The organism is Pseudonocardia adelaidensis (genome assembly GCF_039543345.1).
Lineage (GTDB): Bacteria > Actinomycetota > Actinomycetes > Mycobacteriales > Pseudonocardiaceae > Pseudonocardia > Pseudonocardia adelaidensis.
Map to the genome: position 1 here is coordinate 36,134 of NZ_BAABJO010000047.1, position 26,969 is coordinate 63,102.

The 26,969-nt window shown below is 70.2% G+C and carries 25 protein-coding genes and 3 pseudogenes; 14 read left to right on the forward strand and 14 right to left on the reverse strand.

All coding sequences use genetic code 11. The features are described 5' to 3' along the window. Positions 1-449 precede the first annotated feature (449 nt). The 8 genes and pseudogenes from ABEA81_RS38875 (at position 450) to ABEA81_RS38910 (ending at position 7,768) form a co-directional block, all read left to right on the forward strand. On the forward strand, positions 450-2,363 hold the full coding sequence (locus ABEA81_RS38875) for a substrate-binding domain-containing protein (protein WP_345612557.1): 1,914 nt from the start codon (positions 450-452) through the stop codon (positions 2,361-2,363). Between the two features lie 16 nt (positions 2,364-2,379). After that, on the forward strand, positions 2,380-4,053 hold the full coding sequence (locus ABEA81_RS38880; protein WP_345612511.1) for a sodium:solute symporter family protein: 1,674 nt from the start codon (positions 2,380-2,382) through the stop codon (positions 4,051-4,053). A 14-nt stretch (positions 4,054-4,067) separates the two neighbouring features. Next, complete coding sequence (locus ABEA81_RS38885) at positions 4,068-4,394, forward strand: hypothetical protein (protein WP_345612512.1); 327 nt, start codon at positions 4,068-4,070, stop codon at positions 4,392-4,394. Between the two features lie 174 nt (positions 4,395-4,568). Then, on the forward strand, positions 4,569-5,066 hold the full coding sequence (locus ABEA81_RS38890) for a DUF6197 family protein (RefSeq protein ID WP_345612513.1): 498 nt from the start codon (positions 4,569-4,571) through the stop codon (positions 5,064-5,066). A gap of 21 nt (positions 5,067-5,087) precedes the next feature. Next, positions 5,088-5,564, forward strand: a complete 477-nt coding sequence (locus ABEA81_RS38895; protein ID WP_345612514.1) for a universal stress protein — start codon at positions 5,088-5,090, stop codon at positions 5,562-5,564. Positions 5,565-5,575: 11 nt separating this feature from the next. Continuing rightward, positions 5,576-5,942: pseudogene (locus ABEA81_RS38900) on the forward strand (transposase); the annotation flags it as partial. A gap of 1,115 nt (positions 5,943-7,057) precedes the next feature. Beyond that, on the forward strand, positions 7,058-7,447 hold the full coding sequence (locus tag ABEA81_RS38905; RefSeq protein WP_345612516.1) for a hypothetical protein: 390 nt from the start codon (positions 7,058-7,060) through the stop codon (positions 7,445-7,447). A 96-nt stretch (positions 7,448-7,543) separates the two neighbouring features. Beyond that, entirely contained in the window at positions 7,544-7,768 is a 225-nt protein-coding gene (locus ABEA81_RS38910) for a tryptophan 2,3-dioxygenase family protein (protein WP_345612559.1), read from the forward strand. Between the two features lie 104 nt (positions 7,769-7,872). On the opposite strand, the gene ABEA81_RS38915 is transcribed toward ABEA81_RS38910, so the two are convergent. Further along, positions 7,873-8,568 (reverse strand): PaaX family transcriptional regulator, encoded by a 696-nt coding sequence (locus ABEA81_RS38915; RefSeq protein ID WP_345612517.1) that lies wholly within the window; start codon positions 8,566-8,568, stop codon positions 7,873-7,875. Between the two features lie 76 nt (positions 8,569-8,644). Here ABEA81_RS38915 and ABEA81_RS42855 point away from each other — a divergent pair. Further along, a pseudogene (locus ABEA81_RS42855) lies at positions 8,645-8,832 on the forward strand (integrase core domain-containing protein); the annotation flags it as partial. A gap of 157 nt (positions 8,833-8,989) precedes the next feature. Here ABEA81_RS42855 and ABEA81_RS38925 read toward each other — a convergent pair. The 7 genes from ABEA81_RS38925 to ABEA81_RS38955 form a co-directional block, all read right to left on the reverse strand. Then, on the reverse strand, positions 8,990-10,237 hold the full coding sequence (locus tag ABEA81_RS38925; protein WP_345612519.1) for an alpha/beta hydrolase: 1,248 nt from the start codon (positions 10,235-10,237) through the stop codon (positions 8,990-8,992). A 1-nt stretch (position 10,238) separates the two neighbouring features. Continuing rightward, complete coding sequence (locus tag ABEA81_RS38930) at positions 10,239-11,045, reverse strand: maleate cis-trans isomerase family protein (protein ID WP_345612521.1); 807 nt, start codon at positions 11,043-11,045, stop codon at positions 10,239-10,241. 29 nt (positions 11,046-11,074) lie between these two features. Beyond that, positions 11,075-11,383, reverse strand: a complete 309-nt coding sequence (locus tag ABEA81_RS38935; RefSeq protein ID WP_345612523.1) for a hypothetical protein — start codon at positions 11,381-11,383, stop codon at positions 11,075-11,077. Continuing rightward, positions 11,380-12,048, reverse strand: a complete 669-nt coding sequence (locus ABEA81_RS38940) for a VOC family protein (RefSeq protein WP_345612524.1) — start codon at positions 12,046-12,048, stop codon at positions 11,380-11,382. Before ABEA81_RS38940 ends, ABEA81_RS38935 begins: the two co-directional genes overlap by 4 nt. A gap of 43 nt (positions 12,049-12,091) precedes the next feature. Beyond that, on the reverse strand, positions 12,092-13,693 hold the full coding sequence (locus ABEA81_RS38945; protein ID WP_345612526.1) for an FAD-dependent monooxygenase: 1,602 nt from the start codon (positions 13,691-13,693) through the stop codon (positions 12,092-12,094). Continuing rightward, positions 13,690-15,375 (reverse strand): (2,3-dihydroxybenzoyl)adenylate synthase, encoded by a 1,686-nt coding sequence (locus tag ABEA81_RS38950; RefSeq protein WP_345612528.1) that lies wholly within the window; start codon positions 15,373-15,375, stop codon positions 13,690-13,692. Before ABEA81_RS38950 ends, ABEA81_RS38945 begins: the two co-directional genes overlap by 4 nt. Positions 15,376-15,438: 63 nt before the next feature. Beyond that, positions 15,439-16,290 carry a TetR/AcrR family transcriptional regulator gene (locus ABEA81_RS38955; protein ID WP_345612530.1) on the reverse strand — a complete coding sequence of 284 codons (852 nt, stop codon included), beginning with the start codon at positions 16,288-16,290 and terminating at the stop codon, positions 15,439-15,441. 181 nt (positions 16,291-16,471) lie between these two features. Here ABEA81_RS38955 and ABEA81_RS38960 point away from each other — a divergent pair, with 181 nt between their 5' ends. From ABEA81_RS38960 to ABEA81_RS38975, 4 genes are all read left to right on the forward strand, one after another. Next, on the forward strand, positions 16,472-17,752 hold the full coding sequence (locus ABEA81_RS38960; RefSeq protein WP_345612532.1) for an MFS transporter: 1,281 nt from the start codon (positions 16,472-16,474) through the stop codon (positions 17,750-17,752). A gap of 2 nt (positions 17,753-17,754) precedes the next feature. Next, entirely contained in the window at positions 17,755-19,416 is a 1,662-nt protein-coding gene (locus ABEA81_RS38965; protein WP_345612534.1) for a thiamine pyrophosphate-binding protein, read from the forward strand. A gap of 172 nt (positions 19,417-19,588) precedes the next feature. Next, positions 19,589-19,900, forward strand: a complete 312-nt coding sequence (locus tag ABEA81_RS38970; protein WP_345612536.1) for a TetR family transcriptional regulator — start codon at positions 19,589-19,591, stop codon at positions 19,898-19,900. An 8-nt stretch (positions 19,901-19,908) separates the two neighbouring features. After that, positions 19,909-20,082 carry a hypothetical protein gene (locus tag ABEA81_RS38975; RefSeq protein WP_345612537.1) on the forward strand — a complete coding sequence of 58 codons (174 nt, stop codon included), beginning with the start codon at positions 19,909-19,911 and terminating at the stop codon, positions 20,080-20,082. A 184-nt stretch (positions 20,083-20,266) separates the two neighbouring features. Here the strand turns inward: ABEA81_RS38975 and ABEA81_RS42860 are convergent, their stop codons facing one another. The 3 genes and pseudogenes from ABEA81_RS42860 to ABEA81_RS38985 all read right to left on the reverse strand — a co-directional run bounded on the left by ABEA81_RS42860 (position 20,267) and on the right by ABEA81_RS38985 (position 22,799). After that, on the reverse strand, positions 20,267-21,190 hold the full coding sequence (locus ABEA81_RS42860) for a ComEC/Rec2 family competence protein (RefSeq protein ID WP_425570839.1): 924 nt from the start codon (positions 21,188-21,190) through the stop codon (positions 20,267-20,269). Next, positions 21,179-21,862, reverse strand: a pseudogene (locus ABEA81_RS42865) (ComEC/Rec2 family competence protein); the annotation flags it as partial. The pseudogene ABEA81_RS42865 and the gene ABEA81_RS42860, both read right to left, overlap by 12 nt. A gap of 562 nt (positions 21,863-22,424) precedes the next feature. Then, a complete protein-coding gene (locus ABEA81_RS38985; protein ID WP_345612541.1) occupies positions 22,425-22,799 on the reverse strand; it encodes a TetR-like C-terminal domain-containing protein in 375 nt (124 codons plus the stop codon). On the opposite strand from ABEA81_RS38985, the gene ABEA81_RS38990 reads away from it, so the two are divergent. Beyond that, positions 22,689-23,462 (forward strand): recombinase family protein, encoded by a 774-nt coding sequence (locus ABEA81_RS38990; protein ID WP_345612543.1) that lies wholly within the window; start codon positions 22,689-22,691, stop codon positions 23,460-23,462. The two genes, ABEA81_RS38985 and ABEA81_RS38990, sit on opposite strands and share 111 nt — an antisense overlap. A 1-nt stretch (position 23,463) precedes the next feature. Here ABEA81_RS38990 and ABEA81_RS38995 read toward each other — a convergent pair whose 3' ends face one another. From ABEA81_RS38995 to ABEA81_RS39005, 3 genes are all read right to left on the reverse strand, one after another. Further along, positions 23,464-23,601: a hypothetical protein gene (locus ABEA81_RS38995; RefSeq protein ID WP_345612544.1), complete on the reverse strand. Its 138-nt coding sequence runs from the start codon at positions 23,599-23,601 to the stop codon at positions 23,464-23,466. Continuing rightward, entirely contained in the window at positions 23,598-24,173 is a 576-nt protein-coding gene (locus tag ABEA81_RS39000) for an HK97 family phage prohead protease (RefSeq protein WP_345612546.1), read from the reverse strand. The genes ABEA81_RS38995 and ABEA81_RS39000 overlap by 4 nt, the downstream gene beginning before the upstream one ends. Before the next feature lie 808 nt (positions 24,174-24,981). After that, entirely contained in the window at positions 24,982-26,211 is a 1,230-nt protein-coding gene (locus ABEA81_RS39005) for a hypothetical protein (protein ID WP_345612548.1), read from the reverse strand. Positions 26,212-26,969: the final 758 nt, after the last annotated feature.

The following is a 26,969-nucleotide window of genomic DNA, read 5'->3' on the forward strand; positions in this document are numbered from 1 at the left end:
CAGGGAAGCGGAGGACAACCTTGAGTGTTCACTCAGGTACGGCCTGTGACTGGTTCGAGGTTCAATATCATCTCGTAGTTGATATTGACCACGAGGAAGAGCGGCCGATCATTCTCGTCCACAGGGCATTCCTCCCGCCCCACGGGACCGACGCCGATTCGGAGATTCCTCGGAGATCCGCCGGACATGCGGCCGCCTCAACGCCGCGAGACGGCACGGGCGACGTTGAAGCCGAGCGGCGGAGCGCCGGGCGGCGGTGGGAGCGGGAAGCGCCCCACCCCCTGCCGGTCGAAGCGCACCCGGCAGGGGTTGTGGGCACTCCGGGACAGGTGTGTGATGGCGGCACGTCACACGCAGGACCCGGCCACCGCACTGGGGAGTCTCTCCTGGCCGAGGCTGTGCGGTACGGCGGCGCCGTTTGCTCGCGGACAGCGAGGAGAAGGTGGGTGATGGTCGTGTGGCCGAGCCGTCGTTCTCAAATGTCGATCGTGACGGTTGCGGCGTGCCTCGGGCTGGCCGCGTGCGCTACGACACCGGGGCCGACCAACCCGGTGCAGAACCCGAACCAGTCCAAGGTGGCCGTGGGGATGGTGACCCACGGTCAGGCGAACGACCCGTTCTGGGCGCAGGCGAAGCAGGGCGCCGAGCAGGCCGCGTCGGACTTCAACGTGGATCTGCGGTACAGCGCGCCGCCGACCACCGACCCGCAGGCGCAGGCGCAGCTGATCACCGACGCGGCCGGGCAGAAGCCCGCGGCGATGGTGGTGACGATCCCGGACCCGGCCGTACTGGCGGGGCCGATCAAGCAGGCCGCGGACGCGGGCACCCCGGTGATCGTCGCGAACGTCGGGGTGAACCAACTGGACCAGGTCGGCGCGCTCACCTTCGTCGGCCAGGACGACGCGCTGGCCGGTCAGCAGGCCGGCACGGCGATGGGCCAGGCGGGGGTCAACCGAGCGGTGTGCGTCATCCACGAGGAGCAGAACACCGCGCTGACGGACCGGTGTAGCGGCTTCCAGCAGCAGTTGGCGATGACGGGTGGCACGGTCGCGGTCGTCCACGTCAACGGCTCCGACCAGCAAGGCGCGCAGACGGCGATCGCGAACGCGTTGACGCAGGATCCGGCGGTCAACGGGGTGCTGGCCACGGGCATCCAGGGGTTCAGCGCGGCCAGCGCCGCGATCACCGGCCTGAACGCGGGCGGGCGCGTCAAACTCGGCACGTTCGACGTGTCGGTCGAGAACCCGGACGACCTGACGGCGGTGCAGAACGGCGAGGCGCTTTTCGTCGTCGATCAGCAGCCCTTCCTGCAGGGGTATGACGCGGTGCAGGTGGCGGCGTTCCAGGCGCGGTTCGGGCAGCACCCGTTCCGACCGATCTACACCGGGCCCAGCCTGGTGACGACGGACAACGCTGCCAAGGTGACGAGCCTGTACCAGGGCCTGGGCAAGCAGGAGCAGCGGATCAGCGTGGCCATGGTCACCCACGGCCAGGGCTTCGACCCGTTCTGGGCCCTGATCCGGAAGGGGGCCGAGCAGGCCGCGTCGGACTTCAACGTGGACCTGGCGTACGCCTCGCCCGCGACCACCAACCCTGACGAGCAGGCGAAGCTGATCATCGAAGCGGGCGGGAAGAATCCCGCGGCGATGGTCGTGACGATCCCCGATCCGGGGGTGTTGACCGCGCCGATCAAGCAAGCCTCCGGGTCCGGACTTCCGGTTGTCGTGATGAACATCGGGGCCACCCTGCTCGACCAGGTCGGCGCGATCACCTACGTCGGTCAGGACGAGACGCTCGCAGGCCAGGAGGCGGGCACGGCGATGGCCCAGGCGGGGGTTACGCACGGGCTGTGCATCATCCACGAGGAGCAGAACATCGCCCTCACCGATCGGTGCAACGGTTTCCAACAGCAGCTCAGCAGCACGGGCGGCACGGTGACGGTGCTGCACGTCAACGGCTCACAGCTGCACGACGCCCAGCAGGCCGTGGCGAGCGAACTTCAGCAGGATCCGTCGATCAATGGCGTATTGGCTACCGGCCTTCCCGGCTTCAGCGCCGCGGGCGGCGCGCTGCAGAGCCAGAACGCCTTCGGCAAGGTGAAGCTCGGCTCGTTCGACGTGTCGACGACGAACCTGACTGCGGTGCAGAACGGTCAGGCGCAGTTCGCGGTGGATCAACAGCCCTTCCTGCAGGGCTACGACGCGGTACAGGTGGCGGCGTTCCAGGCACGGTTCGGCCAGCACCCGTTCCGGCCGATCTACACGGGTCCGAGCCTGATCACCAAGGCCAACTCCGCGCAGGTTCTGAAGCTCTACCAGGGCAACGCACCCGTGCTCGTGCAGCAGGGCGGATATCCGAGCTGAGAGGGCTGGTGATCCCATGATTCTGGCCGCCGAAACCCTGACCCTGCAGCTCGGTGGGTTGGACATCGCGCTGCTGGTGATCTACTTCACCTTCGTCATCGGCATCGGCTTCGCACTGAAACGCCTGGTCACGACATCGGTGGACTTCTTCCTGTCCGGCCGGTCGCTGCCCGCGTGGGTGACCGGGATCGCGTTCATCAGCGCCAACCTCGGCGCCATCGAGATCCTCGGTATGGCGGCCAGCGGCGCCCAGTACGGGATCTCGATCGTGCACTACTACTGGATCGGCGCCGTCCCTGCGATGATCTTCCTCGGCATCGTGATGATGCCGTTCTACTACGGCTCGAAGGTGCGAAGTGTGCCGGAGTACCTGGTGCGCCGCTACGACCGCAAGACCCACCTGGTCAATGCGATCATCTTCGTGCTGTCGTCGATTCTGATCGCCGGGGTGAACCTGTACGCGCTGGCCGCGGTGCTGGACGTGCTGCTGGGGATCCCGCTGCCGATCGCGGTCGTGGTGTCGGCGTTGTTCGTGCTGTCCTACATCCTGCTCGGCGGGCTGACCAGCGCGATCTACAACGAGGTGATGCAGTTCTTCGTGATCTGCGCCGGACTGATCCCGATTGTGATCGTCGCGCTGAATGAGGTCGGCGGGATCGAGGGTCTCTTCCAGAAGCTGTCGGTCACCGGGCCGAACTTCACCCACCCCTGGTCGGGCCTCGAGTTCGGTGGCGACAACCCGATCGGCGACTGGGTCGGGCTGGTGTTCGGCCTGTCGTTCTGCCTGTCGTTCGGATACTGGACGACCAACTTCGCCGAGGTGCAGCGGGCAATGTCGGCGAAAGACGACAACGCCGCCCGGCTGACCCCGATCATCGGTTCGTACCCGAAGATCATCATTCCGTTCGCCATCGTCATCCCGGGCATGGCCGCGGTGCTGCTGCTTCCGGGGATCGGCGAGTCCGGCGGGCTTCCCTACAACGACGCCATTCCCGGGCTGATGAACAAGTACCTGCCCACAGGTGTGCTCGGCGTGGCTATCACCGGGCTGCTGGCCGCGTTCATGGCAGGCATGGCGGCCAACATCTCGTCGTTCAACGCGGTGTGGACCTACGACATCTGGCAGAACTACATCCGGCCCGGCCGTCCGGACCGCTACTACCTGCAGGTCGGCCGCTACACCACCATCGCCGGGGTCTTCGTCGGCATCGGCACCGCGTTCCTCGCCGCGGGCTACAGCAACATCAACAACTACATCCAGACGCTCTTCTCGTTCTTCAACGTGCCGATCTTCCTGGCGTTCATCGTCGGCATGTTCTGGAAGGGCGCGGGCCGCAGCTCCGGCTTCTGGGGAATGTTGGTCGGCACGCTCACCTCGTTCGGGATCTTCGTCCTCTACCAGTTCGGCGTGCTGCCCTTCCGCAGTGACCTCGGCGAGAACCAGTGGGCGGCCATCATCGCGTTCCTGGTCGGCCTGGTGGCGATGGTGATCGCGACGCGGTTCAGCGAGCCGAAGACCGACGAGGAGCTCGAGGGCCTGGTCTACGGACGTCAAACCTACGTCGTCGCGGCGGCACCCACGGAGAGAGCAGGCGGCATCGCCGCGCTGGTCAAGAGCCCGGTCGCGCTCGGCGCGATGTCCCTGGCCTTGTGCGTCGTCGCGTACGTCTACATCGAGCTGGTGAACTGACCAAGGGAGGGCGCGTGGCCAAGAAATACGACCTCGATGCCGAGGAAGCCCGGGCCTGGCGGCTGGCCAAGTTGTTCGACCTCCGCTCGTTCATCGGCGTCCTCTTCATCATCTTCGGGGTGCTGGTGATCATTCCCGGGTTGGCCCCCACCCAGGCCGATCTGGACAAGGCGGCGGGGATCAACATCGCGCTGTGGGAGGGCGCGCTCATGTTGGCGCTCGGCGTCATCTTCGTGGCGTGGGTGCTGCTCAGCCCGCCGCCGCCGGTGACCAAGGCTGAGATGGAGGCCCACCGGCAGGCGCTCGAGGAGATGGGCACCTCCGGCGGTCTGCATCACTAGGCCAGTGACGGGTCATACGCGGTGAGCCACGATGCCGTCGCGAGCCGTTGCGTTGAGGTTGAAATCTAGGAGTGCACTATGAGGCTTTCGTCATTGCCCGGACGGGCCGTACGGGAGCAGTCAGCCGTTGTCGATCACGTCGGGTGGCGGGAGCGCAGGAGGCAGCGCAGGCGGTTGGCCGCGCAGGACAGGCTGAGCGCACAGCTCGCCGAGTTGCGCCAAATCCGTGAGCTCGTCGCGGCCGCACGGGACGTCGTGGCGGCGGGCTGGGTGCAGGACGCGTGGTACGTCTGTCGCGATGCGCACGGTCGCCACCACGAAGTCGGTGTCCTGCCGAAGGGGGACCTGCGCAGCGGGCCGGTCGCCCGTGCGTGCCTGGTGGGCGCGATCCTGCAGGCGGGTGGTGGTGTCGCGACCGTCGATACCCAACGCGTGCAGCGCACCTTCGACCTGATTTGGCACACGCTGCACCGAAGCGAGCGCGAGCCGGTCCGGTGGTGTCCCGCACCGCACCTCCGGGCCCAGCAGCTGCGTGACCTGGTCCAGTGGAACGACCGGCCTGGACGGACCGGCGCCGACGTCGAGGCCTTGCTCTGCTCGGCCGAGCAGAGGGCCGACGGAGAGGTTGTCCGGAGCCGTCATCAGCTCGCAGAGGTCGCCGATTCGGCATAGGTAGCCCGGAAAGGGGCGGGGATGAGCGAGCCTCGAGGTCGGTCTCCGATCGTGGTGGGGATCGACGGGTCAGAGAACAGCAAGGACGCGCTGCGCTGGGCGGCGCAGCAGGCCGAGCTCACCGATACAACCCTGTCGGCCGTCGTAGCGTGGCAGGTCCCGGTCAGCTTCGGCACGGTGTGGCAGATGCCCGCCACCTACGGCAAGTCCCACGACCTCTCGCAGGTGGACTTCCCCGCCGACGCGAGGAAGACGCTGGACGCGGCGCTCGAGGAGGTCCTGGGCGCCAATCCGCAGGTGTCGGTGACGCCCCAGCTCGTCAGCGGGCATCCCGCTCCGGTGCTCATCGAGGCCTCGCGGCACGCCGCTCTCCTCGTGGTCGGCCGCAGCGGGCTCGGCGGCTTCGCCGGGATGCTGATCGGCTCGGTCAGCCAGCACTGCGTCTCGCACGCCGCCTGCCCCGTGGTCGTGGTCCATCGCACGGCCGAGCCACACTAGTAGTGCTTTGTCAGGTGCGACACCGGGAGAAGTGGCGACTGGCGCTGGACATGCTCGACCAGCTCATCGAGTGGGGCGCGCCCACGGCGGCCGGTGGTGGCCGACGCCGGCTACGGCGATGCCACCGAGTTCCGCCTCGCCCTGACCGACCGCGGCCTGCCCTACGTCCTGGCCGTCACCCCGACTGCCACCGCCCACACCGCCCAGGCCGAACCAGTCACCCCGGCCTACCGAGGAACCGGACGACCGCCGCTGCCGCGCTATCCCGACAAGCCCGTCGACCTGCGCACCCTGGTCATGCAGGCCGGGCCGGCCGCCGCCCGTGACGTCATCTGGCGCCACGGCTCACGCGCCACACCCGACAATGGCGCCGCTCGGTCCGTCCGGAACCGAGGTCACGCTCACCTACGACAGCTCTCCCGGCAGACCGCGACAACGGCCTGGCCGGGCTGATTTAGCAATTCGGGAACCCACAGTTTGGACTCACATACGACGTAGCTCGTCATACCAGCGGACCCAAGGTAGCCGTAACTCCTTGAACGGCGCGGCAGTTCCGATCAAAACCAATGTCTCGACTCGGTCTACCCCCAGAACTCAAAGGCGAAGCGAGTATTATTGGTGATCAGATGGAGTGTCCTGCGGTCCTTCCTGGACATATGCCTTGCAGTCGCATAATTCGCCTACGCGAACGAGTTCGAAAAAGCGGTTCCTGCAGTCCGTATGTTGGTACCGGCAAGTCAGTTCTGCAGGGCAATCTCGGATGTATCCTCCCGTCACCCGCGACTCGTTGACAGTCGCCGTACTCGCGCCTGATTGCACGACAGTGACCGCCGCGGCGACAATAACCAGGAGCCTACACAATCCTGCCCGGCCGAGGATGAGGGCATCGGGTTGTTCGAGCGATCCGAGGACGCCTCCGACGACAGCTTCGGCCGTCAGGCGGGTTCGGGCCTTCACCCAGGCCCGCATGCTGGGCACGTAGGCGTCATCGAGCCACTTGGCCACTACACCCTTGACACCGGCAGCCACCTGTGTCGCGCCACCAGCGCCCGCTCACCCGCTACTTCCCGAGATCGTGGACGCGCTGCGGGCCCAGTTCGGCGGGTGCGTCAGGCTGGACGGCGAGCTGCACGCGGCCAACGTCGACATGCGCCAGCAGCCGATCCAGTTGACTGCACCAACTCGGCCCTCGCTGGCCTCGTCTCGGGTGGTTTTGATGCTCTCGGTGTGGACTTCGATCATGACGTCTGCGCGTACGTTCGTAGCCGGCCTGGACCGGGGACACTGGGATGGTGATGGCTCTGCGGTGTCTCCTCGGGCTCCTGCTCCTGATCACGGCCGTCGCCTGCTCGGCACCCGGCGCGGGCGATCAGCCGCCGGCTGCCGGGGGAACGGTTCGCCACGACGGCACGCCAGGCACCACGGCCGGACACGCGACGGCCCACCCGGAGAGTGCGCCGCAGACGACCCCTCCCCAGGGATCCGTTTCCGAGATGACCGCGGAGCAGGTCATCGCCAGGCTGGCCGCGAGAATCCCCACGGCACGGTCCAGCATCGTCTACAGCGCGCAGACCGACCCCAACCAGCTGCTCGGCACACCGAACCTGTACGTGTCCAAGGCCGCCTTCACCGACACCCGCATCGACCCCGCCCAGGCCAAGGACACCGAGATCGGCAGCGTCGAACTCGGCGGCTCCGTCGAGGTGTTCCTCGACGAGGCCGACGCGCGCGCCCGCAAGCAGTACATCGACGAGACCATCGCCGACCTTCCGATCGACGTCAGCGAGTACTCCTACGTGCGCGGGCAGGTGCTGCTCCGCCTGTCCCGGCGCCTCCCACCGGAACAGGCCGCCGAGTACGAGTCCGCCCTCGACGCCCTGTAAGCATGACCGGCGGGCGGACGTGATCAGCTGCCACCTCGGTCGCGACCTCACGGCTCGCTACCAGCCGAACCCTCCGTCACTGCCGCCTGGCTCGAGATCTATTCCCGACCGGAGGACGACCCCGAACTGGTGGAGCTCGGCGAGCGCCTGATCGAGGTCGCCGACCTGTACCGGCAGTGGCGCCACTGCCATTTCGTGACGGTGGAGAGGGTCATGGGATCCAAGCCGGGCACCGGGGGCACGAGCGGCGTGGAGTGGCTGCGCAAGGTGACCGAACACCGGTTCTTCGAGGAGCTCTGGGACGTACGGTCCAGCCTGTGACGATCACGTTCCAGCTCGGCTCGACCGTGCGTCGTCAGCGTCTCGTGGGGGGTCCCACCTCGTCGGAGGAGCTCGCCACGGCTGGAGCACCGCTGGACATCACCTCATCGAAATACTTGCCCGCCTGCTGTTCGAGCACCGCCATCACCCCGCGGAATGCCGCGGCGGCGCGGTGGCGCGGCCGGGCGCGGAAGCAGCCGATCGGGCACCTCCGGATCGAGGACGGCGAACTGGCGGAAGGCGTGGGCGGCGCGCACGCGGACCAGGAACGCGGCCCGATCGGCGTCGCTGCCACCTGAACCCGGTGGCACGACGTCACCGAACTCCGCGACGAACTGTTCGTACCGGGCGCACAGACCCTCGACGTCCCAAGCACGTTCGACGAGATGATCGAGCGGCGAGTCGACCGGTGACGTGCCGACCAGCACGCCGACCCGATCCGCGACTCCGATGCTCACGGCAACGCCGTGCACCTCACGATCACGCGTGTGCGGTGACAGCCAGATCGAATCCTGCAGCGGACGGAAGCCGAGGAACCGCAGGCGACGAGCCAGCCTGTTGCGCTCCAACGTCCGCGACTCCGGCAACGCGTGCCACACCGTCGTCCAGGTGCCGTCCCACTCGGCGCGGCTTCCGAGCGTGAACAGCCGCCGATCACCCTCTGCCAGGAGCTCCGCGCAGCGCGGGGTGATCTCGTAATAGACGTGCCGACCGGTGCGCACCCGACCCAGGAGATTCCGGCCGACCAACCGATTGAGCGCCGCACGTGCGGCGAGCGTCGAGTAGCCGACCTCGTTCATAGCCCGCGAGGTCTACAAGCTCCTCACTCAGCCACGACCGGCGGCACCTCTCAAGACTGAAACCCATAGGAGCTTCGGCAAGATCGAGCGGTTCAACCGCACCCTGCTCGACGAATTGGCCTACGCCCGTCCTACCCCAGCGAGACCGCCCGACGCGCCACCTTGCCCGACTGGCTGCACTACTACAACCATCACCGCGGACACACCGCGATCGGCGGCCCGCCAATGAGCAGACTCAACAACCTGCCTGGACATCACAGCTAAGGCGCCCGGCCGCCCGGTGTCCTACGTGGACGACCAGTCGGCAGAGGGAGTGCTCGGCCTGCTCGATCCAGCGGAACGGCGCGGTGAAGTGGAAGCGCCCCGAGGCGTCGGTCCCCCTCCAGAATCCCGGACAGATTCACGAGCCCCGCTCGCGTGGTCACACCCCCCTCCCCGCGAGGTTCTCGAGCCACTGGTTGATCAGGCCGGCAGCATGATCGCGCCGGTGTTCGCCGGGTCCGACGGGGTTCCCGTAGTGGTCGGCGACGACGGACTCGATCTGCTTGTGGGTGCTGGCGATGCAGTCGGCGATGGCCTGGAAGTCGCTCGGGAACACGCAGTTGTCCGCGGTGTAGGCGATGAGCAGGGTCGGTAGGGTCACGTCCGGGCCCGCCTTGGCGATCGTCGCGTTCGACGAGTGCGCCGACCACGTCGACAGCCACGCGTCGGGAGTGGCGAGCCGGCCGAAGCCGACGATGCCGTAGTTGGTGACCTCGGGTCTGGGTCCGTAAACCGACCCGTAGCCGCGGTCGGACTTGTCGAGGCTGAGATCCATGGCGCGCAGGTCCGCGTCGGTGCGCCAGACGGTGATCAGCCTTGCGGTGCCGGCACGGCGGCGGTCAGCGGCGGTGTCGTCACCCGCTCTGACCTTCCTGCGGGCGGCCAGTGCTTCGGCGATGTGCTCGCGGGCCCGGGCGTCGATGCGGGCGATGCGGTCGAACTGGGCGGCGCGGTAGCGGTCGACGAACTCGGGCGGGTAGCTCGAGCTCTCGGGTGCGGGCCGGTAGCCGTTGTTCCCGTCGAAGGGATCGAGCGCGGGGTCGACGGAGAAGGCGTCGTCCTCGTCGGTGACCGAGGGGTCGATGCAGCGGCTCAGCAGGGTGCCCTGTCCGGGGTGCGGCGCGACGTAGGCGAGGGCGTCCAGGGTCGGCAGGGTGGCCTTGTCCAGGAAGCTCGGGCGCCCGGCTGGTGTGCGGGCGATGCGGTTCTCGGGGGCCTTCTGGGACTGCTGGACGTAGTAGGTGAGCAGCCCGCCGCCGCCGGAGTTGCCCAGGCCGACGGTGCGCAGGAATCCGAGGGTGTGCAGCCAGGTCAGGCCGGCACCGAGGTCGAGGAGGGTCTGCTCGTGGACCAACCGCAGGTCGTTGCCGGCGTCGCGGGCCGCCACGGCGTAGACGGCGTGCCCGGCACCCACCAGGGCCGGGATCAGGTAGTGGCGGGACATGTCGACCCGCGGGTGCATGACCACGATGACGGTGGTGTCGCGGGGCTCGCGACCCGGCGGGGTGTAGAGGGTGCCTTTGACCGCGTTGTTGTCGACGGTGACGCTGGTCTGCTGGTGGATCCCGGTGCCGGTGGGCAGCTCGGACGGATACCAGTCGACGTTGAGGCCGGGGTTGGTGGCCATGTCAGACACCCGCCTTCGCGTCACGGGTCAGCAGCCGCCCGGCGCCGGGGAGGTGGACGGGCAGGCCGAGGAGGTCGAGCAGGGTGAACGCGCCGGCCGTGGCGGCCGACAGCACGGGCAGCCCGAACTCGTCCTCGGCGGTCTGGATGAGCGGCAGCGAGGGCATCTGGACGCAGGCGGACAGGACGAGCGCGTCGGCGCCCGACAGGTCCAGCGAGCGGGCGGCATCGAGGACCTGAGCGCCGGGGATGCAGCCGACCTGGGCGTTGTCGGATACTTCGAGGGCTCGCCAGTCGGTGACCGCGATCCCCTCCGCCTCGAAGTACGCCACGACGAGCTCGGCGACCGGGCGCAGGTAGGGCATGACGAGGGCGACGCGCTGCGCACCGGTCGTGCGCAGGGCGTGCACCAGCGCGCCGGCGCTGGAGGTGACCTGCGGGGCGAGACCGCGGTTGCCGAGCTGGTCCACGACGGCGCGCTCGGTCAGCTCGTGCTCGCCGACGCCGTCGGTGTGGCCCTGGGCCATCAGGGCGACCAGGCAGGCGTAGAGGATGGCGTCCACGCCGGCGTCGCCGATCTCGTCGACGCACCGCTCGCGCTGCGCGTTCATGGCGCGCAGTTCTTCGGGCGAGACGGTGTGCATCCGCATCCGGGTGGAGTGGAAGGAGAACCCGGCGTCCCGGTGCCGCTGCAGCAGGGCCGGCATCTCCCGTTCGACGGTGGTGTTCGAGCTGGGAACGACGAGCCCTATGCGGTGGTGCGGGCGCCCGGTGTCGCCGGGGCCGGGGTGGAAGGTGGTTTCGGTCATCGTCAGTCCTGTCATGGGCTGGGACGGGCTCAGCGCCGGACGACGCGCAGCGCGTTCTTGTCGTGCTGGACCACGCGCGCGTCCTGCAGGCCGGCGAGGGCGCAGTACCAGACGGCGTGGCGGCACCCGGTCGACCGGCGGTCGACGATGATCTGGTCCTCGGTGCTGGTGTGGCCCGCTCCGACGTCCTCGCCGGGGTCGGCGGGTGGCCGGTCACCGCCGTCGAGGGCGATCCGGTAGTACGGTCCGACCTTCTCGACCTGCAGTGCGGCGTCCTCCTCGGCCACCCGGACGACACCCTCGTTCTCCGGGACGTCCAGGACGAAGATCGCGGTCACCCCGTCACCGCCTCGGTGGGTGCGAGGGCCTTCCGGTCGGCCTCCCAGCGGGCGGCGCGCTCGACGATCAGCTCGGCCTTGCGGGTGAGCAGCTTGTCCAGCGACGGCTCGGGTCCGGCCGCGACATCGCAGAGGGCCTCGATCGTCAGCTCGGCGTCGAGGTCCTCCTGCGGGGTCACCGGCCGCAACGCCCGGGTGATCTCGATCATGTACCCGTTCGGGTCGTGGGTGTAGATCGACTCGATCGTCTCGTGCATGACCTGCATCTCGCAGGGCCACCGGCTCTCGTCGAGGCGACGGCGGTACTCGAGGAGGTCCTCCTCGGAGTCGACGTGGATCGCCAGGTGGCGGGAGTTCGCGAAGAACTCGGGCGTGCCCTCGGGCAGCCGCGCCCAGGCGTCACCGCGGGCGTTCGGGTCACCGACGGGCTCGTGACCGAAGTAGTAGAAGAACGCGATTCGGTCGCCGCTGCCGATGTCGAAGAAGAAGTGGATGAAGTCGGGGTGGTTCTCCGGGCCCCAGCCGGCCGCGCAGATCGAGTGCACGACGGGGAACTTCAGCGTGTCGCGGTAGAACCGGACGGTGGCGGCGGGGTCGAAGGTGGGGAAGGCGGCGTGGTCCACGCCCTTCACCCGGTGCTCCGTCTGGGTGCTGTTGTCGGTCATCGGTGAACCTCCTCATGGATCTCTCGGTTGGTCGCCACGGTCGTCAGACCGTGTCGATCGGACACACCAGGTCGGTGCGGGCGGCGGCGACGCCGGCGGCGAGGTCGTCGAGGCAGCTGCTCGGGCCGTCGACGACCACGAGTCCGCCGGTCTCGGCGCGCAGACGCTCACCGACGTCGAGGCGGGTCAGCAGGTGGCGCCGGTCCGCGGGGCCGGTCAGCCAGAAACCCGCCCAGCCGGCGAGGGTGAGGTCGTGGAGCTTCTTGACCAGGGCGTCGGCGCCGGTGCTCCAGGGGTCGTCGAGCACGACGGTGACGCGGGCGAGGTCGGCGCCGCTCGGCGGAGGCGTGGTCCCGTCCGGCAGCGGTGCGGTGAGGCGGTCGCGGTCAGTGGCGGGCAGGACCCTGCCGGCCCACTGGCGGTCGGCGTGGATGAGCGGTCGGCCCAGCACCCAGTCCACGACGCCCTCGACCGGGACGTGGGTGGGTTCGACGTCGGCGAACCGGGCGACGCCGCGACGGACGATGTCGGGGTTGGTGTCGGCGAAGCGTTGCAGGCCGACGTTCCCGGTCCGGGTCATGTAGGCGACCATGAGCTGGTCGACGGGGAGGTTGGTGCGGCGGGGGAAGGAGTCCCACCACAGCATGCTGCGGCGGGCGAGTTCCTGGATCCGCCGGACCTGAGGCCGGCGCTCGCGCTCGTAGCGGGCCAGCGCGGTGGGCAGGTCGGATTCCTCGGCGATGGCGTCGCACAGGGCGATGGCGTCCTCCATCGCCAGCTTGGTGCCGGACCCGACCGAGTAGTGCGCGGTGTGGGCGGCGTCGCCGAGCAGCACCGCGTTGCCACGGGTCCACCGCTCGCAGTGCACGGTGCGGAACCGCAGCCAGCGCGTCCGGTTCCCGATCAGCCGGTGGCCGTCGAGGTGCTCGGCGAAGGCCTTCTCCAGGTAGGCCAGCGCCGTGAGGTCCGACTCGTCCGGCCCGGTGGCCTCGGTCGTGACGTCGAACCCGGCGGCCCGCCATGTCGCCTCGTCGGTCTCGATGAGGAAGGTGCTGCGGTCGGGGGCGTAGGGGTAGGCGTGGGTGACGAACGTGCCGTGCGCGGTGGTCACCGGCGCGAAGACGGCGGTGTCGAGGGCGAAGTCCGCACCGGCCCAGAGGTAGAGCCCGTCGGCGACGTCGATGTGGGTGCCGAAGTCCGCTGCGTGGTCGGTCCGGGTCTGGCTGTTGACCCCGTCCGCGGCGACGACCAGGTCGGCGTCGTCGAGCTCGTCGAGGCGGTGCCGAAAGCCGTAGTGCAGCTCGACCCCGGCCGCCTCGGCGTGCCGCTCGAGCACCGCGAGCAGCTCGGTGCGGGCGATGCCGATCAACGGGCCGTTGTGCACCCGGGCGGCCTGGTCCCCAACGACCATCCGCATGTCGTGGCGGCGGCCCGCGGCGATGATGTCCGCCTGGCTGGCCGCGTCGGCCTCCTCCAGGTTGCGCTGGGTCCGCCCGGCCAGCGCGACCCCGAATCCGAAGGTCTTCTCCGGTACGCCCTGCTCGTAGAGCCGGACGGTGGCGTCGGGGTGTGCCAGCTTGAGCAGGCGCGCGGCGTACAGGCCGCCGGGGCCACCCCCGAGCACGGCGATGCTCTGAAGCCTCATGCGGGCACGCTCTCCTTCTCGATCTTCTGCTCGACATCCGCCCGCAGGTCCTTCTTCGAGACCTTGCCGACGTTGGTCAGCGGGAACGCGTCGACGATCTCGACCCGCTCGGGCAGCTTGAACTTCGCCAGGCCCCGGCCGAGGAGGAACGCCGCCAGCGAGGCCACCGTGGGGTGCTCCGCTCCGTCGGCGACCACCAGATAGGCGCAGATCCGCTCCCCGAGGACGGGATCGGGCATGGCGACGACGGCAGCGTTGCGGACGTCGGGGTGCCGCACGAGCAGCTCCTCGAGCTCCTCGGCGTGGATCTTCTCGGCGCCGCGGTTGATGACGTCCTTGATCCGCCCGTCGATGGCGTAGAACGGCCTGCCGTCGAGGACGTGGCAGGTGACCAGGTCGCCGGTGCGGTAGAAGCCATCGGAGGTGAACGCGGTCGCGTTGTGCTGCGCAGCGCGGTAGTAGCCGGTGATCGTGTACGGGCCGCGACAGGCGAGCTCGCCGAGCGTCCCGTCGGGCACCTCGTCCTCGCCGGCGACATCGAGCACGCGGACCTCGTCGGCCGGGGATATCGGCGTGCCGACGGTGTTCAGCCGAGCCCACTCGGGGGCGTCGGGCGGGGTGTGGAGGAACATGCCCTCGGCCATGCCGAACATCTGCTGGGCGTGGATGCCCAGCTCGCGCTCCAGGCGTTCGATCAGCTCGACGCTGGGGCGCTGACCGCCGAGTACGAACCGCTCGATGCTGGTCAGGTCGGTGTCACGGGCGCGATCGTGCTCGAGCAGGCGGATCGCCACGGCGGGCGGGACGACGGGCATGACGGTGACGCGTTCGGCCGCGATGAGCTCGAGCACCGGGCCGGGATCGGCCCCCGGGGCCACGACGCAGGTGCCGCCGGCCAGGTGCGCGGCCTGCAGCGCGGCCGCGGTACCGGCGTTGTGCATGATCGGCAGCGCATGCAGGACGACCGACCCGGGGGTCAGCTCCAGCGCCTGGGCCCAGATGCGTGAGTTGTAGACGTACTCCTCGTGCCGGCGGGGCGCGACCTTCGGCAGCCCCGTGGTGCCCCCGGAGAGCTGGAGAACGACCAGCCCGTCCGGGTCGACTCGGACCCCGGCCAGCGCGGCGCGGGCACCGGGGCTGCGTCCGGCGTCCAGGATCGCGTCGTAGGTGTGCGCGGAGCCGGCCGCGGCGGGTACCGGGCCGCGGGCGACGATCAGGGTGTCGAGCACCTCGACCTCGCGCTGCAGCCGGGCGCCGGACTCGACCAGGTCCCGGCTGCGGAAATCGGCCTGCACGACGTGCGCACGGGCGCCGGTGTGCGCGGCGAGCATGCCGATCTCGCGTTCCCCGTGCTGGGGGAGGGTGCAGACCGGGATGATCCCCGCCTTGATGCAGCCGTAGTAGGCCACGATGGTCTCGAGCACGTTCCCGAGCTGGAACATCACCCGATCCCCCGGCTGCAGCGCGGTGGCGGTCAGCAGCCCGGCCCCGAAGTCCTCGGTCAGCTCGTCGAGCTCGCGGTGGGTCAGCCGGCCTTCAGCCGTGACCAGCGCGCTGACGTCCGGGTGTGCCCGCGCCGTCCCGCGCAGTGCATCGGCGAGCGTCTCGCCGGTCCACAGGCCCTCGCGCCGGTACCGCGCAACCCGCTCTTCCAGGTCCGCGTCGTGTTGATATTTCGACATCTGTGTCAACCTCAAGTGTGGCCGGGTGCCGGCGGGCAGCGGTCGAGCGGGGATCGAGTGGGACTAGCCCTGCGCAGCCGCGTCCGCGGACGGCGCACCGGATGGCGGTGCGGGAGACAGCGCCGCGGAAAGGGCGCTCTCGAGATGGGTGATGTCTTCCTTCAGCAGCGCGAGCGCGGCCCAAGGCCCCGGCTCGACCTGGCGGTCGCCGTCGCGGCGGACTCCGGACGTCGCGAGGGCGACCAGGACGTCGGCGACAGCCTCGGCGTCGCCGTCGTTTTCCGCGCGGTACCACCAGGCCACCCAGTTGGCCATCCCGAGCATGCCCAGGGCGACGGTGCGGGCGGGAAGGGGGCGGAACCGGCCGGCCTGGACCGCGTCGTCGATCAGGCCGGTGAACAGCTCCAGGACCCGGCGGCGGGCCGCGCGGTGCATCTCGGCGATCTCCGCCGGAAGGTCGGGCTCACTGCGGTCCAGCAGTCGGAACCGCGTCGTGTTGCGGGCGTTGTTGACCACGATCCGGCGCAGCGCGTCCTCGACGCGCTGGTCCTCGTCGAGGTCCTCGCGAGCCCTGGCCTGCTCGAGGATCTCGACGACGCGTTCGAGGACATCCCGCACGAGCGCGGCGAGGATCTCCTCCTTGTTGCTCACGTAGTGGTACAGCGCCGGGCGGCTGATGCCCATCGCGTCGGCGATGTCCTGGAAGGAGGTGTTGGCGTAGCCCTGGGTGGCGAACAGCCGGGCGGAGTGCTCGAGCAGCTCGTTGGACACGAGTCGCCGGCGGCTGTGCTGCCGAGCCATCGCCGCCCCACTCGAGTCGCCCACCGCGTCGTCCCGGCCATCTTGCCCGACGGCGATCAGGCGGCGGGCGCCCAGGGCGCCCGCAGACCGGGAAGGGACCGGCCTTGTCGTCATCCGCATCGTCCTCCTCGCGCGTCGCCGCGGGCCACGTCTGACGATACGGCCCGCCGACATCAGCGTCAATGAGTCGACGCTCGCGATTTCATGAATGCCGAGATATTGACACTCGCGTTCGGAGTCTCCTAGCGTCTGTGCACCCCCGCAGCGCGTGCGGGGCCGATGGAGGAGGTCTTGGATGACGACGCCGTCCGTCCAACGCCGTTCAGTGGTCGCCGCGGTGACGCTCGGGTTCGCCGCGATCGTGTTCGACGGCTACGACCTGATCGTCTACGGCTCAGCGGTGCCGAAGCTGCTCGAGTACCAGGCCTGGAACCTGACGCCGACCCAGGCGGGTGCCATCGGCAGCTACGCCCTCGTGGGCGCCATCATCGGCGCCGTCATGACCGGGCCCCTCACGGACCTGTTCGGTCGGCGGCGACTCTTCATCGCCTCGCTCGTGTGGTTCTCGGCGATGATGCTCCTGTCGGCGTTCGCCCCGAACCCGTGGTGGCTCGGGGCAACCCGGTTCCTGGCCGGGCTCGGCTTCGGTGGCATTCCGCCCACTGCCGTCGCACTGGTCATCGAGGTCGCGCCGGTGTCGCGACGGCACTTGATCAACGCCCTCATGCTGTGCGGGTTCCCCGCGGGCGGTGTGCTCGCCGCGGTGACGGCGCTCCTGTTCCTCGAGCCGCTGGGCTTCCGCGCCCTCTTCGCCTTCGGTGCGTTGCCGCTCGTCACGCTCGTCCCGCTCAGCCTGTGGCTGCTCCCCGAGTCACCGAACTTCGTGCGGCGCACCCGGGGTGTGCCGAGAACCTCGCCGCCGAGCGGTCTGCGCACGTTGCTCTCGCGCAGGACGGCCGTGGCACTGGCGCTGTTCATCGTCACCAACTTCTGCAGCTTCCTGCTGGTCTTCGGGCTGAACACCTGGCTGCCCCAGCTGATGCGCGGAGCGGGCTACCAGCTGGGCTCGGCTCTGGCATTCCTGCTCGTGCTCAACGTCGGCGCCGCGGTCGGGGGCCTGGCGGGTTCGGCGCTCGCCGACCGCTTCGGCAGCCGTTGGGTCGCCACGACCGGGTTCCTCGCGGCGGTGCTCTCGCTCGGCCTGATCGCCGTGCCGCTGCCGACTGCCGTGCTGTTCGTCCTCGTCTTCGTGGCCGGTGCGGCCACCACCGGCAACCAGGTCGTGATCTACGGGTACATCGCCACCCACTACGGCGCCCGGCAGCGCGCCACCGCGCTCGGGCTGAGCACCGGTGTCGGCCGGCTGGGCGCGGTGACCGGGCCCGTCCTCGGGGGCGCGCTCGTCGCGGCGGGGGCGGGGCTCAGCATGAACGTCGGGGTGTTCGCGCTCGTCGCCCTGGTCGGCGCGATCGCCGCCGCCGCCGTTCCGCGATCCCGCGGCGTGCCGGACGACACGGCGCCCGAGGGTCCGGCCGCCGCAGAAGGTGTCGCCGCGGCGATCTCGCCGAGGGCCTGATCATGACCAAGGTCCACGAAGAGGTCGCCGCGGTCGCCGCGCGGCTGCACGACGGGCCCGTCTTCGGGCTGATGGGCGACGCGAACCTCAAGTTCGTCACGCTGATGAGGCACCGCCACGGCATGGCGTACCACGGCGCCCGCCACGAGCCCGGGGCGGTCGCCATGGCCGACGGCTGGGCGCGGGCGACCGGCCGGGTCGGCCTGTGTTCGGTGACGCAGGGACCCGGGCTGACCAACACCGTCACCGCAATGGTGGAGTCCCGGAAGGCCGGGACCCCGGTCGTCCTGCTGGTCGGGGACACGCCCGTCCGGTCGTCCGGACTCAACCAGGACATCGACCAGCGGCGGATGATCGAGTCCCTGGACATCCGCTATGTCGACATCGACAGCGATCGGTACGTCTCCGAGAAGCTGATCGACGCGTTCGGGTGGGCGGGTCGGGAGCTGCGGCCGGTCGTGGTCGGGATCCGTACGGACGTTCAGGACCTCGAGGCGAGGCCGAGCAACCGGGTCGAACCGGCGGGAAGCGCCGTGTCGGTCCGTTCGCCGACGGCCGAGGACGTCGACGCCCTGCTCGACTGGTCGAGGCCTCCGAACGGCCGGTCGTGCTCGCGGGGCGCGGCGCCGTGCGCTCCGGTGCGGGGTCGCTCGCTGTCGGCTCTTGCGCAGCGCATCGGAGCGGTCACGGCGACCTCGGTCCAGGCCAAGAGCCTGTTCGACGACGAGTTCTGCGTCGGGATCGCCGGAGGTTTCGCCTCCCCCGTCGCGGTGGATGTACTCGCCGAGGCGGATCTCGTGCTCGCGTTCGGGTGCAGCCTCACCCCGTGGACGATGCGCATGGGCACCCTCGCGCCGAAGGCGACGATCGTGCAGTGCGACGCGGACGCGGCGGCGCTCGGAGCCCGGTACGCGATCGACCGGGGAATCCACGCTGACGCCCTGGCCACGGCCGACGCTCTGCTGTCGAAGCTCCCTGCGGGTTCTCCGCTCCCCCGCTACCGCATCGAGGAGGTCGGGTCCCGACTTGCCGGCGTTCGCGCCGAACCCGTCGCACCCCTTCCGGCGATCCCCACCGGTCGGCTCGACGGCCGGGCCGTGGTCCGCCGCCTCGAGCAGGTACTGCCGCGGGAGAAGACGGTGGTGGTCGACAGCGGCCACTTCATGGGACATCCGGCGATGCACCTCTCCGTGCCGAACCCCGCCCGCTTCGTCTTCTCCCAGGACTTCCAGGCAATGGGACTGGGCCTGGCCGGTGGTATCGGCGCCGCGGTGGCCGCCCCCGACGCGTTGACGGTCGTCGTGATCGGGGACGGCGGACTCATGATGAGCCTCGGCGAGCTCGACACGGCCGTCCGCGTCAGGCTGCCGATGCTGGTCGTCGTCATGAACGACGCGGCCTACGGGGCCGAGTACCACCTCCTCGACCGCTTCGGGCTGCCGGTCGAGGACAGCTGCTTCCCGGACTCGGACTTCGCCGCGATCGCCCGCTCGCTCGGCGCACGCGGAGCGACGGTCGCCTGTGACAGCGACCTCGACGCCGTCGCGGACTGGCTGGCCGCGCCGGACCGGCCACTCATCGTCGACTGCAAGATCGAACCCTGTGCGATGGCACCCTGGTTCCGGGAGGTATTCGCCCTCATGGAGGCGCAGAACCGGCGATAGGCATACCTGTCTGCTGCGTCGACTTCCACGATCACGCCACCGCATTCAGCAGGTTGGCCAGCACGTCGGGATCGATACCACGAGCATCACGAGCCCAGATGGAGCTGCACCGCAAGACAGTGCTCCACGCGGCCTCGACGATGGTGCGCGAGCGCGGCGTGGACGGGTCACAGTGCCCGAGGTCATGGCCACCGCGGGGCTCACCCACGGCGGCTTCTACCGGCACTTCGAGTCCAAGGACGCCCTGGTGGCCCAAGCCTGCGCCGCCGCGTTCACCCAACGGCTCGCCGACATGGACGACGCGCTAGAAGTCACGGACGACACCGAGGCAGCGCGGCGGGCCTGGCTGGAGCAGTACCTGTCCCCTGCACACCGCGACATCCCCGCGAACGGGCGCGCCACCGCCGCGCTCGCCGCCGACGTCGCCCGCACACCAGACGTGCCCCGCTCCGCGACGCCTACCTCGACGGGCCCCGGAACATGATCGAAAGGATGGGACGCCTGGGACCGGCCCGCGACCCCGAGGCACCTGAGCAGGAGGTCCTCGTCGAACTGGCGACCGCCGTCGGAGCCCTGGTCCTCTCGAGGGCCACCGCCGGCGACGATCTTTCAGAACGCCTGCTCACCCCCGTCGGGGGACGGCTCGTCGGCGACGAGTCGTCGTAGCCGACGGCGGCGATCTCCGGATCGCCGGAACGCGAAAAGCGGGCGCACGAAGCGTGTGGTCAAACGTTGCGTCATGCCTCCACGGGCAGATGCGCGCGCGAGTTTCGTTGCTGCGACGATCGGGGCCCTGCGGCCATGCCGGCCAGCTTCCTCGAGGCCCAGCGGACCCGCCGCCCGGGCGTCCTCATCGCGGCTCCGGGAGCGGGGAGCCACGCGAGACGAGCTCCAGCTCCTCCCCCGCGGCGGGCCGGCCGACCAGCGCGATGTCGCCCGCGGTGTCGGTGCGGCGCACCGCGGCACCAGCCCGCTCCAGCGCGCCGATCAGGCCCGGGTCGGGGTGGCGGTAGCTATTGCCGGCTCCGACGCTGACCACCACCGCGCGCGGCGACACCGCGTTCAGGAACGCCACGGACGTGTATCGGCTCCCGTGGTGAGGCATCTTCAGTACGTCCGCCCGCAGGTCGACCCCGGACGCGAGCAGGTCGGCCTGCGCGGCGAGCTCCACGTCGCCGGCGAGCAGCACCGTGCCGGCCGGGGTACGGGCGCGCAGCACCAGCGAGCCGTCGTTGACCGCCGTGCCGTCGTCGCCGTCGACGAACGCGGCGGGGTGTTGCGGGCCGATCACGTCGATGGTGAGCGCCGGCCACTCCAACCGCCTGCCCGCGGCGAGCGCGACGAGGGGCGCACCGGCGCCGGACGCCGTGCCCGCCACCTCCCGCAGCGCCCATCCCGGCTCGCGCACCGGGCCGACCGCCACCCCACCCACCGCGCGGTCGCGCAGCGCGCCTGCCAGCCCACCGACGTGGTCGGCGTGCAGGTGGCTCAGCACCACGAGCGCGATGCGCTGCACGCCCAGGCGGTCGAGGCAGGCGTCGACCGGCCCGTCGTCGGGGCCGGCATCCACCAGCACGACCCACCCCGGGCGGCCGGTGGCGAGCACGATGGCGTCGCCCTGGCCGACGTCGCAGGCCACTACCGCCCATGCAGGGGGCGGCCAGCCCGGTGGCGCGATCCGCGTGGGCACGAGGACGAGCGCGAGCCCCAGCGCGACGGCGAGGAGCAACGCCCGCCAGCGCGGGGAGCGGCCGAACCACAGCAGCCCCAGCACCAGCAGGCCCAGCAGCACCGCGCCCGGTAGCCCGCCTGGCCACCCGAGCACCGCGCCGGGCACCGCCGCGGCCCGGTCGGCCACCAGCACGAGCCACCAGACCGCGGGCCCGGCGACCCACGCGCAGGCCTGCGCCGGCGGCGCGCCGAGCGGCGAGACCACCGCGGCGAGCACGCCCAGCACCGTGGCCGGCGCGACGGCGGGCACGGCGAGCAGGTTGGCGACCACCGCGACCGGGCTCACCTGCGCGTTCAGGCCGGCGATCAGCGGGGCGGTGGCGAGGAACGCGGCCGCCGGCACGGTGAGCGCCTCGGCCACCCACCGCGGCACCCCCCGCCGCTGCAGCGCGTCGGACCAACCCGGCGCGATCAGCACCAATGCGGCGGTGGCGAGCACCGACAGCGCGAAACCCGGGTCGACGGCCAGCGCAGGATCGGCCAGCAACAACACCAGCACCGCTGCCGCCAGCGCGGGAACGGCGGACCGCCCCCGCCCCATGGCGAGTGCGAGCAGCACCACGCCGGCCATCGCCGCCGCCCGCACGACGCTCGGCGACGGCCGCGCGAGCACCACGAACCCGAGCACCGCGGCCGCGCTGACGCCGGCGGCGAGGCGGGGGTCGGCCCGCAGCAGGCGCAGGAGCGCGAGGACGGCACCTGCCACGATCGCGAGGTTGGCCCCTGATTAAGCACGTCAGACACATGCGTTTGCCGGCAGGTGGTTGCAAAGCCAGGGGCGTCGACACGTCTGCTCCGCACGAGCAGGGCCGCACCGACGCCCAGCGCATTGCCACCCGTTATTTAAAGGACGTCCGCCACGGCAACCGCTGGCAGTGCAAGGGTCTCGTCCTGCTACATTCGCCTGGTCGAGACATGACGTTTCGGCCGCGCACCGCTCCGGTGGCTGCTCGGGACGGGTGGCGAGTGTGATCCGCGTGCGGCGGATGTGCCCGGACAGGAACCGCTCCGCGTCGACCGCGTCGCGGCGCCGGATCGCGTCGATCAGCAGCCGGTGCTCGTACGTGATGATCGCGCGGCCAGGTCGTCGATCAGCTGCGCGTGGGCGCGCCGGTTGCCCGGCGCCCCTGACCCCGCCGATCCGCGCGGTTCTGGCGCACCACCCAGCACGACCCGGTCCAGCACGCCGGCCACGGCGTCACCCCACCACGACCACCGCCCATGGGGAGATGACCGCGGGATGGCCGTCCTGCGTCACGGAACGCCACGCTGGAAGATCAGTCGAGCACGAGCGCGACGAGCTCGTCGATGAACTGGGGCAGCTTGTTGGCGGAGCGCTCGGTGGGGTTCGCTTGGTAGAGCGCCATTCGCCCGTGCGCGGCCGTGAACACGACCACGGCGGCCCGGTCCGCCGGGAGTCGCAACCGCCGGCCCTCGGCCTCGGCGCGTTCGAAGGAGCGCTGGAACAGCGAGAGGATCTCGATCACCGGGCTGGGCGCGGACGGCGGCGCCTCGGACGGGCGGCGGAACAGGATGCGGTAGTGGCCGGGACGGGTCGCCGCGAAGTCGCAGTAGGCGCGCAGCTGCTCGCGGGCCCGGTCCACCGGATCGCCCCGGTCACCGTCCCCCGCGCGCTCGATCCGCTCGCGCAACCGCTCGACGTCTACGGGCCGGACGCTCAGAGCGCCGACATGCGCGCATGGGCGAAGGCGAACGGGCACAAGATCGTGGCCGAGTACGTCGACGACGTGACCGGCAAGAGCGACGCCGTGGACCGCGTTGGGCTCACTGATGCGCTGGACCACCTGGCGACCGCCGACGGCATCCTCGTCGGCCGACTCGATCGGCTTGCCCGGCAGCTCACCGTGCAGGAGGCGATCCTGGCGATGATCTGGCGCGACGGCGGGCGAGCGTTCGCCGCCGACCAGGGCGAGATCCTCCAGGACGATCCCGACGACCCGATGCGCACGGCCATGCGGCAGGTTCAGGGCGTGTTCGCGCAGCTCGACCGAGCGATGATCGTCAAGCGGCTAAGCGACGGCCGCCGGGCGAAGGCCCGCGTCGGTCGGCACGCCGTCGGCCAGTACGCCTACGGCTACGAGGGCACCGGGAAGGGCCGCGCCCGCGACGCCGCCCCGCGCGCCGACGAGCAGGCCGCGGTGGCGCGCATCGTCGAGCTGCGGCGGGCGGGCGAGTCCTACCGGGCGATCGCGGCCACGCTCGACGCCGAGGGGCACCGGCCCCGCAGGGCGGCGTCCTGGTCGGCCATGGCGGTGCGCTCGGTCGCGCTGCGGGAGCTGGGCACGAACGCGTAGCTCACCAGCGCTGCCGGTCGCCCCGCCACGCACGTGGGCTGCGCTCGTCCTCGTCCGCCTCGGTGAGCGTGCCGTCGGGCTCCAGGTCCCACAGCTGCTCGTCGTCGAGCGCGGCGGCGTAGTCCTGCTCGGTGGTCAACTCCTCGACCTCGGCAAGCTGGTCCGCAGTGACGGTGGCGGTGTGCTCGTCGAGCGCGTCGTGGACGACGCGCACGAATCGGAGCAGATCAGCTGCTCACGGTCGCGCAGGCCGCCGTTGACTCGTAGCCACCCGCTAGGACGCCCGCGCTCTTCACGCTCTGCAGGGTGGCCAGCCGGTTCGCCCCGTGCAGCACCGGACATGTCGAGGTCGTAGACGCGCCGGATGCCGCCCTGCTGGCGAGCCTTCTTGACCTTGAAGCCGATGGAGAAGTTCTGCTCCGCCTCGAACGCCCGGGCCACCTCGTAGTCGTTGCGCCCGTCGGCGGTGCCCAGCAGGAAGCGGGCCTTTACGAGCAGCGCTCCGGCCTCCCGCGGCCATGGTGTGCCGTCCGGTGCGGTCCGCGGCAGGCGCGGATCACCCGGCAGCAGCTCGACCGCGGAGATGGTCTGCCCCACCACGCGGTTCCAGTCGTGGCCGAGGACCATGCGCGTCTTGATCGACTTCAGCGTTCGGCCGGAGCAGCCCGGTACGAGGATGTCCTTCGACGCCGGATTATGCACGTCAGACACGTGCATCCGTCAGCAGGCCGAACACGCTCGTGCCCAACCGACCCGCGGGGCGACCCTAGGTGGCCTTAGTGCGCGGTTTGAACGCAGGCGGTACGACTCTGCCGAGCCGCCGGTCGAGTTCCACCTCGTCCAGCCGAGGCCGGCAGCCGACACCTCGACCCCGACTCGTTGCCACGCATTGGCCTGAACGCCAGGCTGAGAACTGTGCCGAGCGAGCAGGACAAGCGCACACCGGAGGTCGGCGAGCGGTGGGCCTACCGCGCACGGGCGGTCGACCGCCTCGACGAGGTCGAGGTCGTGCGCTTCGGCAGCAAGTCACCACCACGGGTGCTCATCCGCTTCGTCGCACCGGAGCACGAAGGCCACGAAGACTGGGTACCGCCTGGCCGACTCAAGGTGCCATGGGAGCAGCAGGAAGCGTTCCTGACGAACGAGCGTCAGTGGGCTGAAGTTGCGGGCGGTGGCCTACCTGCGGGAGACGGCGGTCGGGCGAGCCATCGGCCTTGTCTTCGACAATCTGGCGGACTGGGAGTACGCCCGCGACGGCTACAACAACGACACCGGCGTATTGATGATCCACGACGTGGACGGGCTACTCACCGACCTCGACCTGGAACGCTCCGACCTGGAGCACCCGCTCAACTTCGTCGACAGTGGCATGCTCATTGCGCCGTGGCCTGTGACCGAGAAGGTCGTCCGCCGGCTGGCAGAACGCCACGCCACGACCCTGCTACCGCTCATAGACGCTGAAGAGCGACAAGCCCGCCGACGCGCACAGTTCGGCGACTACGCCGGAGATCATCACATCTCAGCCGAGATCTGCGCCGAGGTCGATGCCGAGTTCGCCCAATCGCGCGCGATCGTCCGCCAGTGGTGCGGCCAGGAGAACCGTGACCGCCACGACGAGCTCGTGGCGCTCCGGGCCGAGGTCCGGCGGCTCGGCGAGCTGGTCGCGCAGGCGGTGACTGCCCTGCGAGGCTGTGGCGCAATCCGCGATGCCGACCGCATCGAGCGCAAGCTGGGCGTCCCGATCGACGTCATCAGGGCGGAGCGTGATCAGCGGCGCTAAAGGCGCTTGGCTTCGTAGGCTCCAGCCCTTCAGGAACGGCGCCAGCTGGTGCGGCGTGGGCTCGACTTCCGCTGGCGCCAGGTCGGAGCGTCCCCGCGGGTCGAGCCGGTCGGCATAGGCCCGTGCCCAGGCGACCCAGGCGGTGCGTTCGTCGTCATGCTCGTCGCGAACCGCCGCCAGCGCATCGCAGTACGACCGGATGCGCTTCGCCTTCTCCCAGCCGGAAAGCTGCCGGTCGAGCGCTTCAATCCGTCGAGAGTCATGAAAGTCGAGCCGAGCCTGAGCCATGGCCGCCCGCCATGCCTGTTGCTTGTCCCGCTCCGCGCGCTCCGCCGCCTCGCGCCGCTCACGCTGATCCTTCAGCCGGAACACGATCTCCGCCAGCACGTCGCGGAGCTTGGCATCGAGCTTCCAGAGTTGGCGGTCGGCGAAGCGCCGACGCCGACCCCGCAGATGCCAGTCCTCGTCGAACTCCATGACCAGCCGCCCCGACGGCACCTCTCGGGCCTCCGCTTGGACACGCTGCCAGCTGTAGCGCCGATCGCTGCCTTGCGCATCAGGGTCCGGAAGGACGTCCCGGGTCTCGTACTCCTCGTAGAAGCGAAGTCCGCACAGTTGACCGGCCGAGCGGAACGTCAGCGCGTATAAGCCTTCAGCCGCGCCGACTTCCAGTCCCTGCAGACTGGCCGCTGTGGCCAAGGCGTGGGCGATAAGCTGCGCCCGGCGGATGCTCCCAGCCGAGATGTTCCGGAATTCGGCTGCGGCGGCCGGGTGCCAGTCGGCAACGTCGTCAGGCACGGCGATCGCATCGGGGCGCGACCGCCGACGCGCCATGTCGGGGTGGCTGCCTTGGCGCAGCTCGATGACGAGATCGCCGCTGTCCCGGCCGCGGTGCCAGATGTGGTGCTCGGCCGGAACGTGTCCGCTGCGTTTGGTCGCGTCGATCGCCCGCCGCCAGGCCGCGCGCACAGCTGGCGAACGGATCGGCGATGGTGACCGCGCCGTCGCCGTCGAGCAACCGCGCGAGCAGCTCGTCGGGATCAATTCTCGGCGCTGGCTCCGTGGCCGGCTTCCCAGATCCGGGCGGGACACGGCGTGACGCGGCCATCCGTGGCCGAGACGTCGAGGACGGGCGGGCCGCACCGTCCACCGGCAACCGGCCGTGCTCGAGGTAGAACTCGCCGCGCTCCGTCACCGTCGCCTGCCAAGCGCCGCCGTGCTTTCTGACCGCCACCAGTTTGCGGTCATGCAGGGCGCGCGCCGTTACTTTGAAGGCCTGGTCATCCATCACACCGTCCGGGCAGCCGTCAGCAATCCAGCGTAGAACGGCCACCTGACGTTCATTCAGCGGGTCGGATAGTCGCACCTCCCCTATCGAAGGCCGCCAACCTCGGTGATCACTACCCCCTGTTCGCCACCCGGGCCTGTCGGTGCCGCCACTGGATGTCGTGCGGCTGGTTGCACCTTGACGTCGACACATACAGCCACGCGGTCATGCAGGCGTACTTCCGGGCGCGGTCTGCGCGGTTCGAGTTCGGTGAGGCGTCGTGATGATCGCGATCGGCGGCGGCGCCTGCATGTCCCTTGGCTGCTATCCCTGAGAGCGTGTTTGAGAAGGTCGGCGTGTTGACGTGACTGTGCCGGTGTAGTGATCAACGGTGGCGGGTGAGTCGGCAAGCGCGGTACCCCTCGGACACCAGTGACGAGCAGTGGGCGGTGATCGAGCC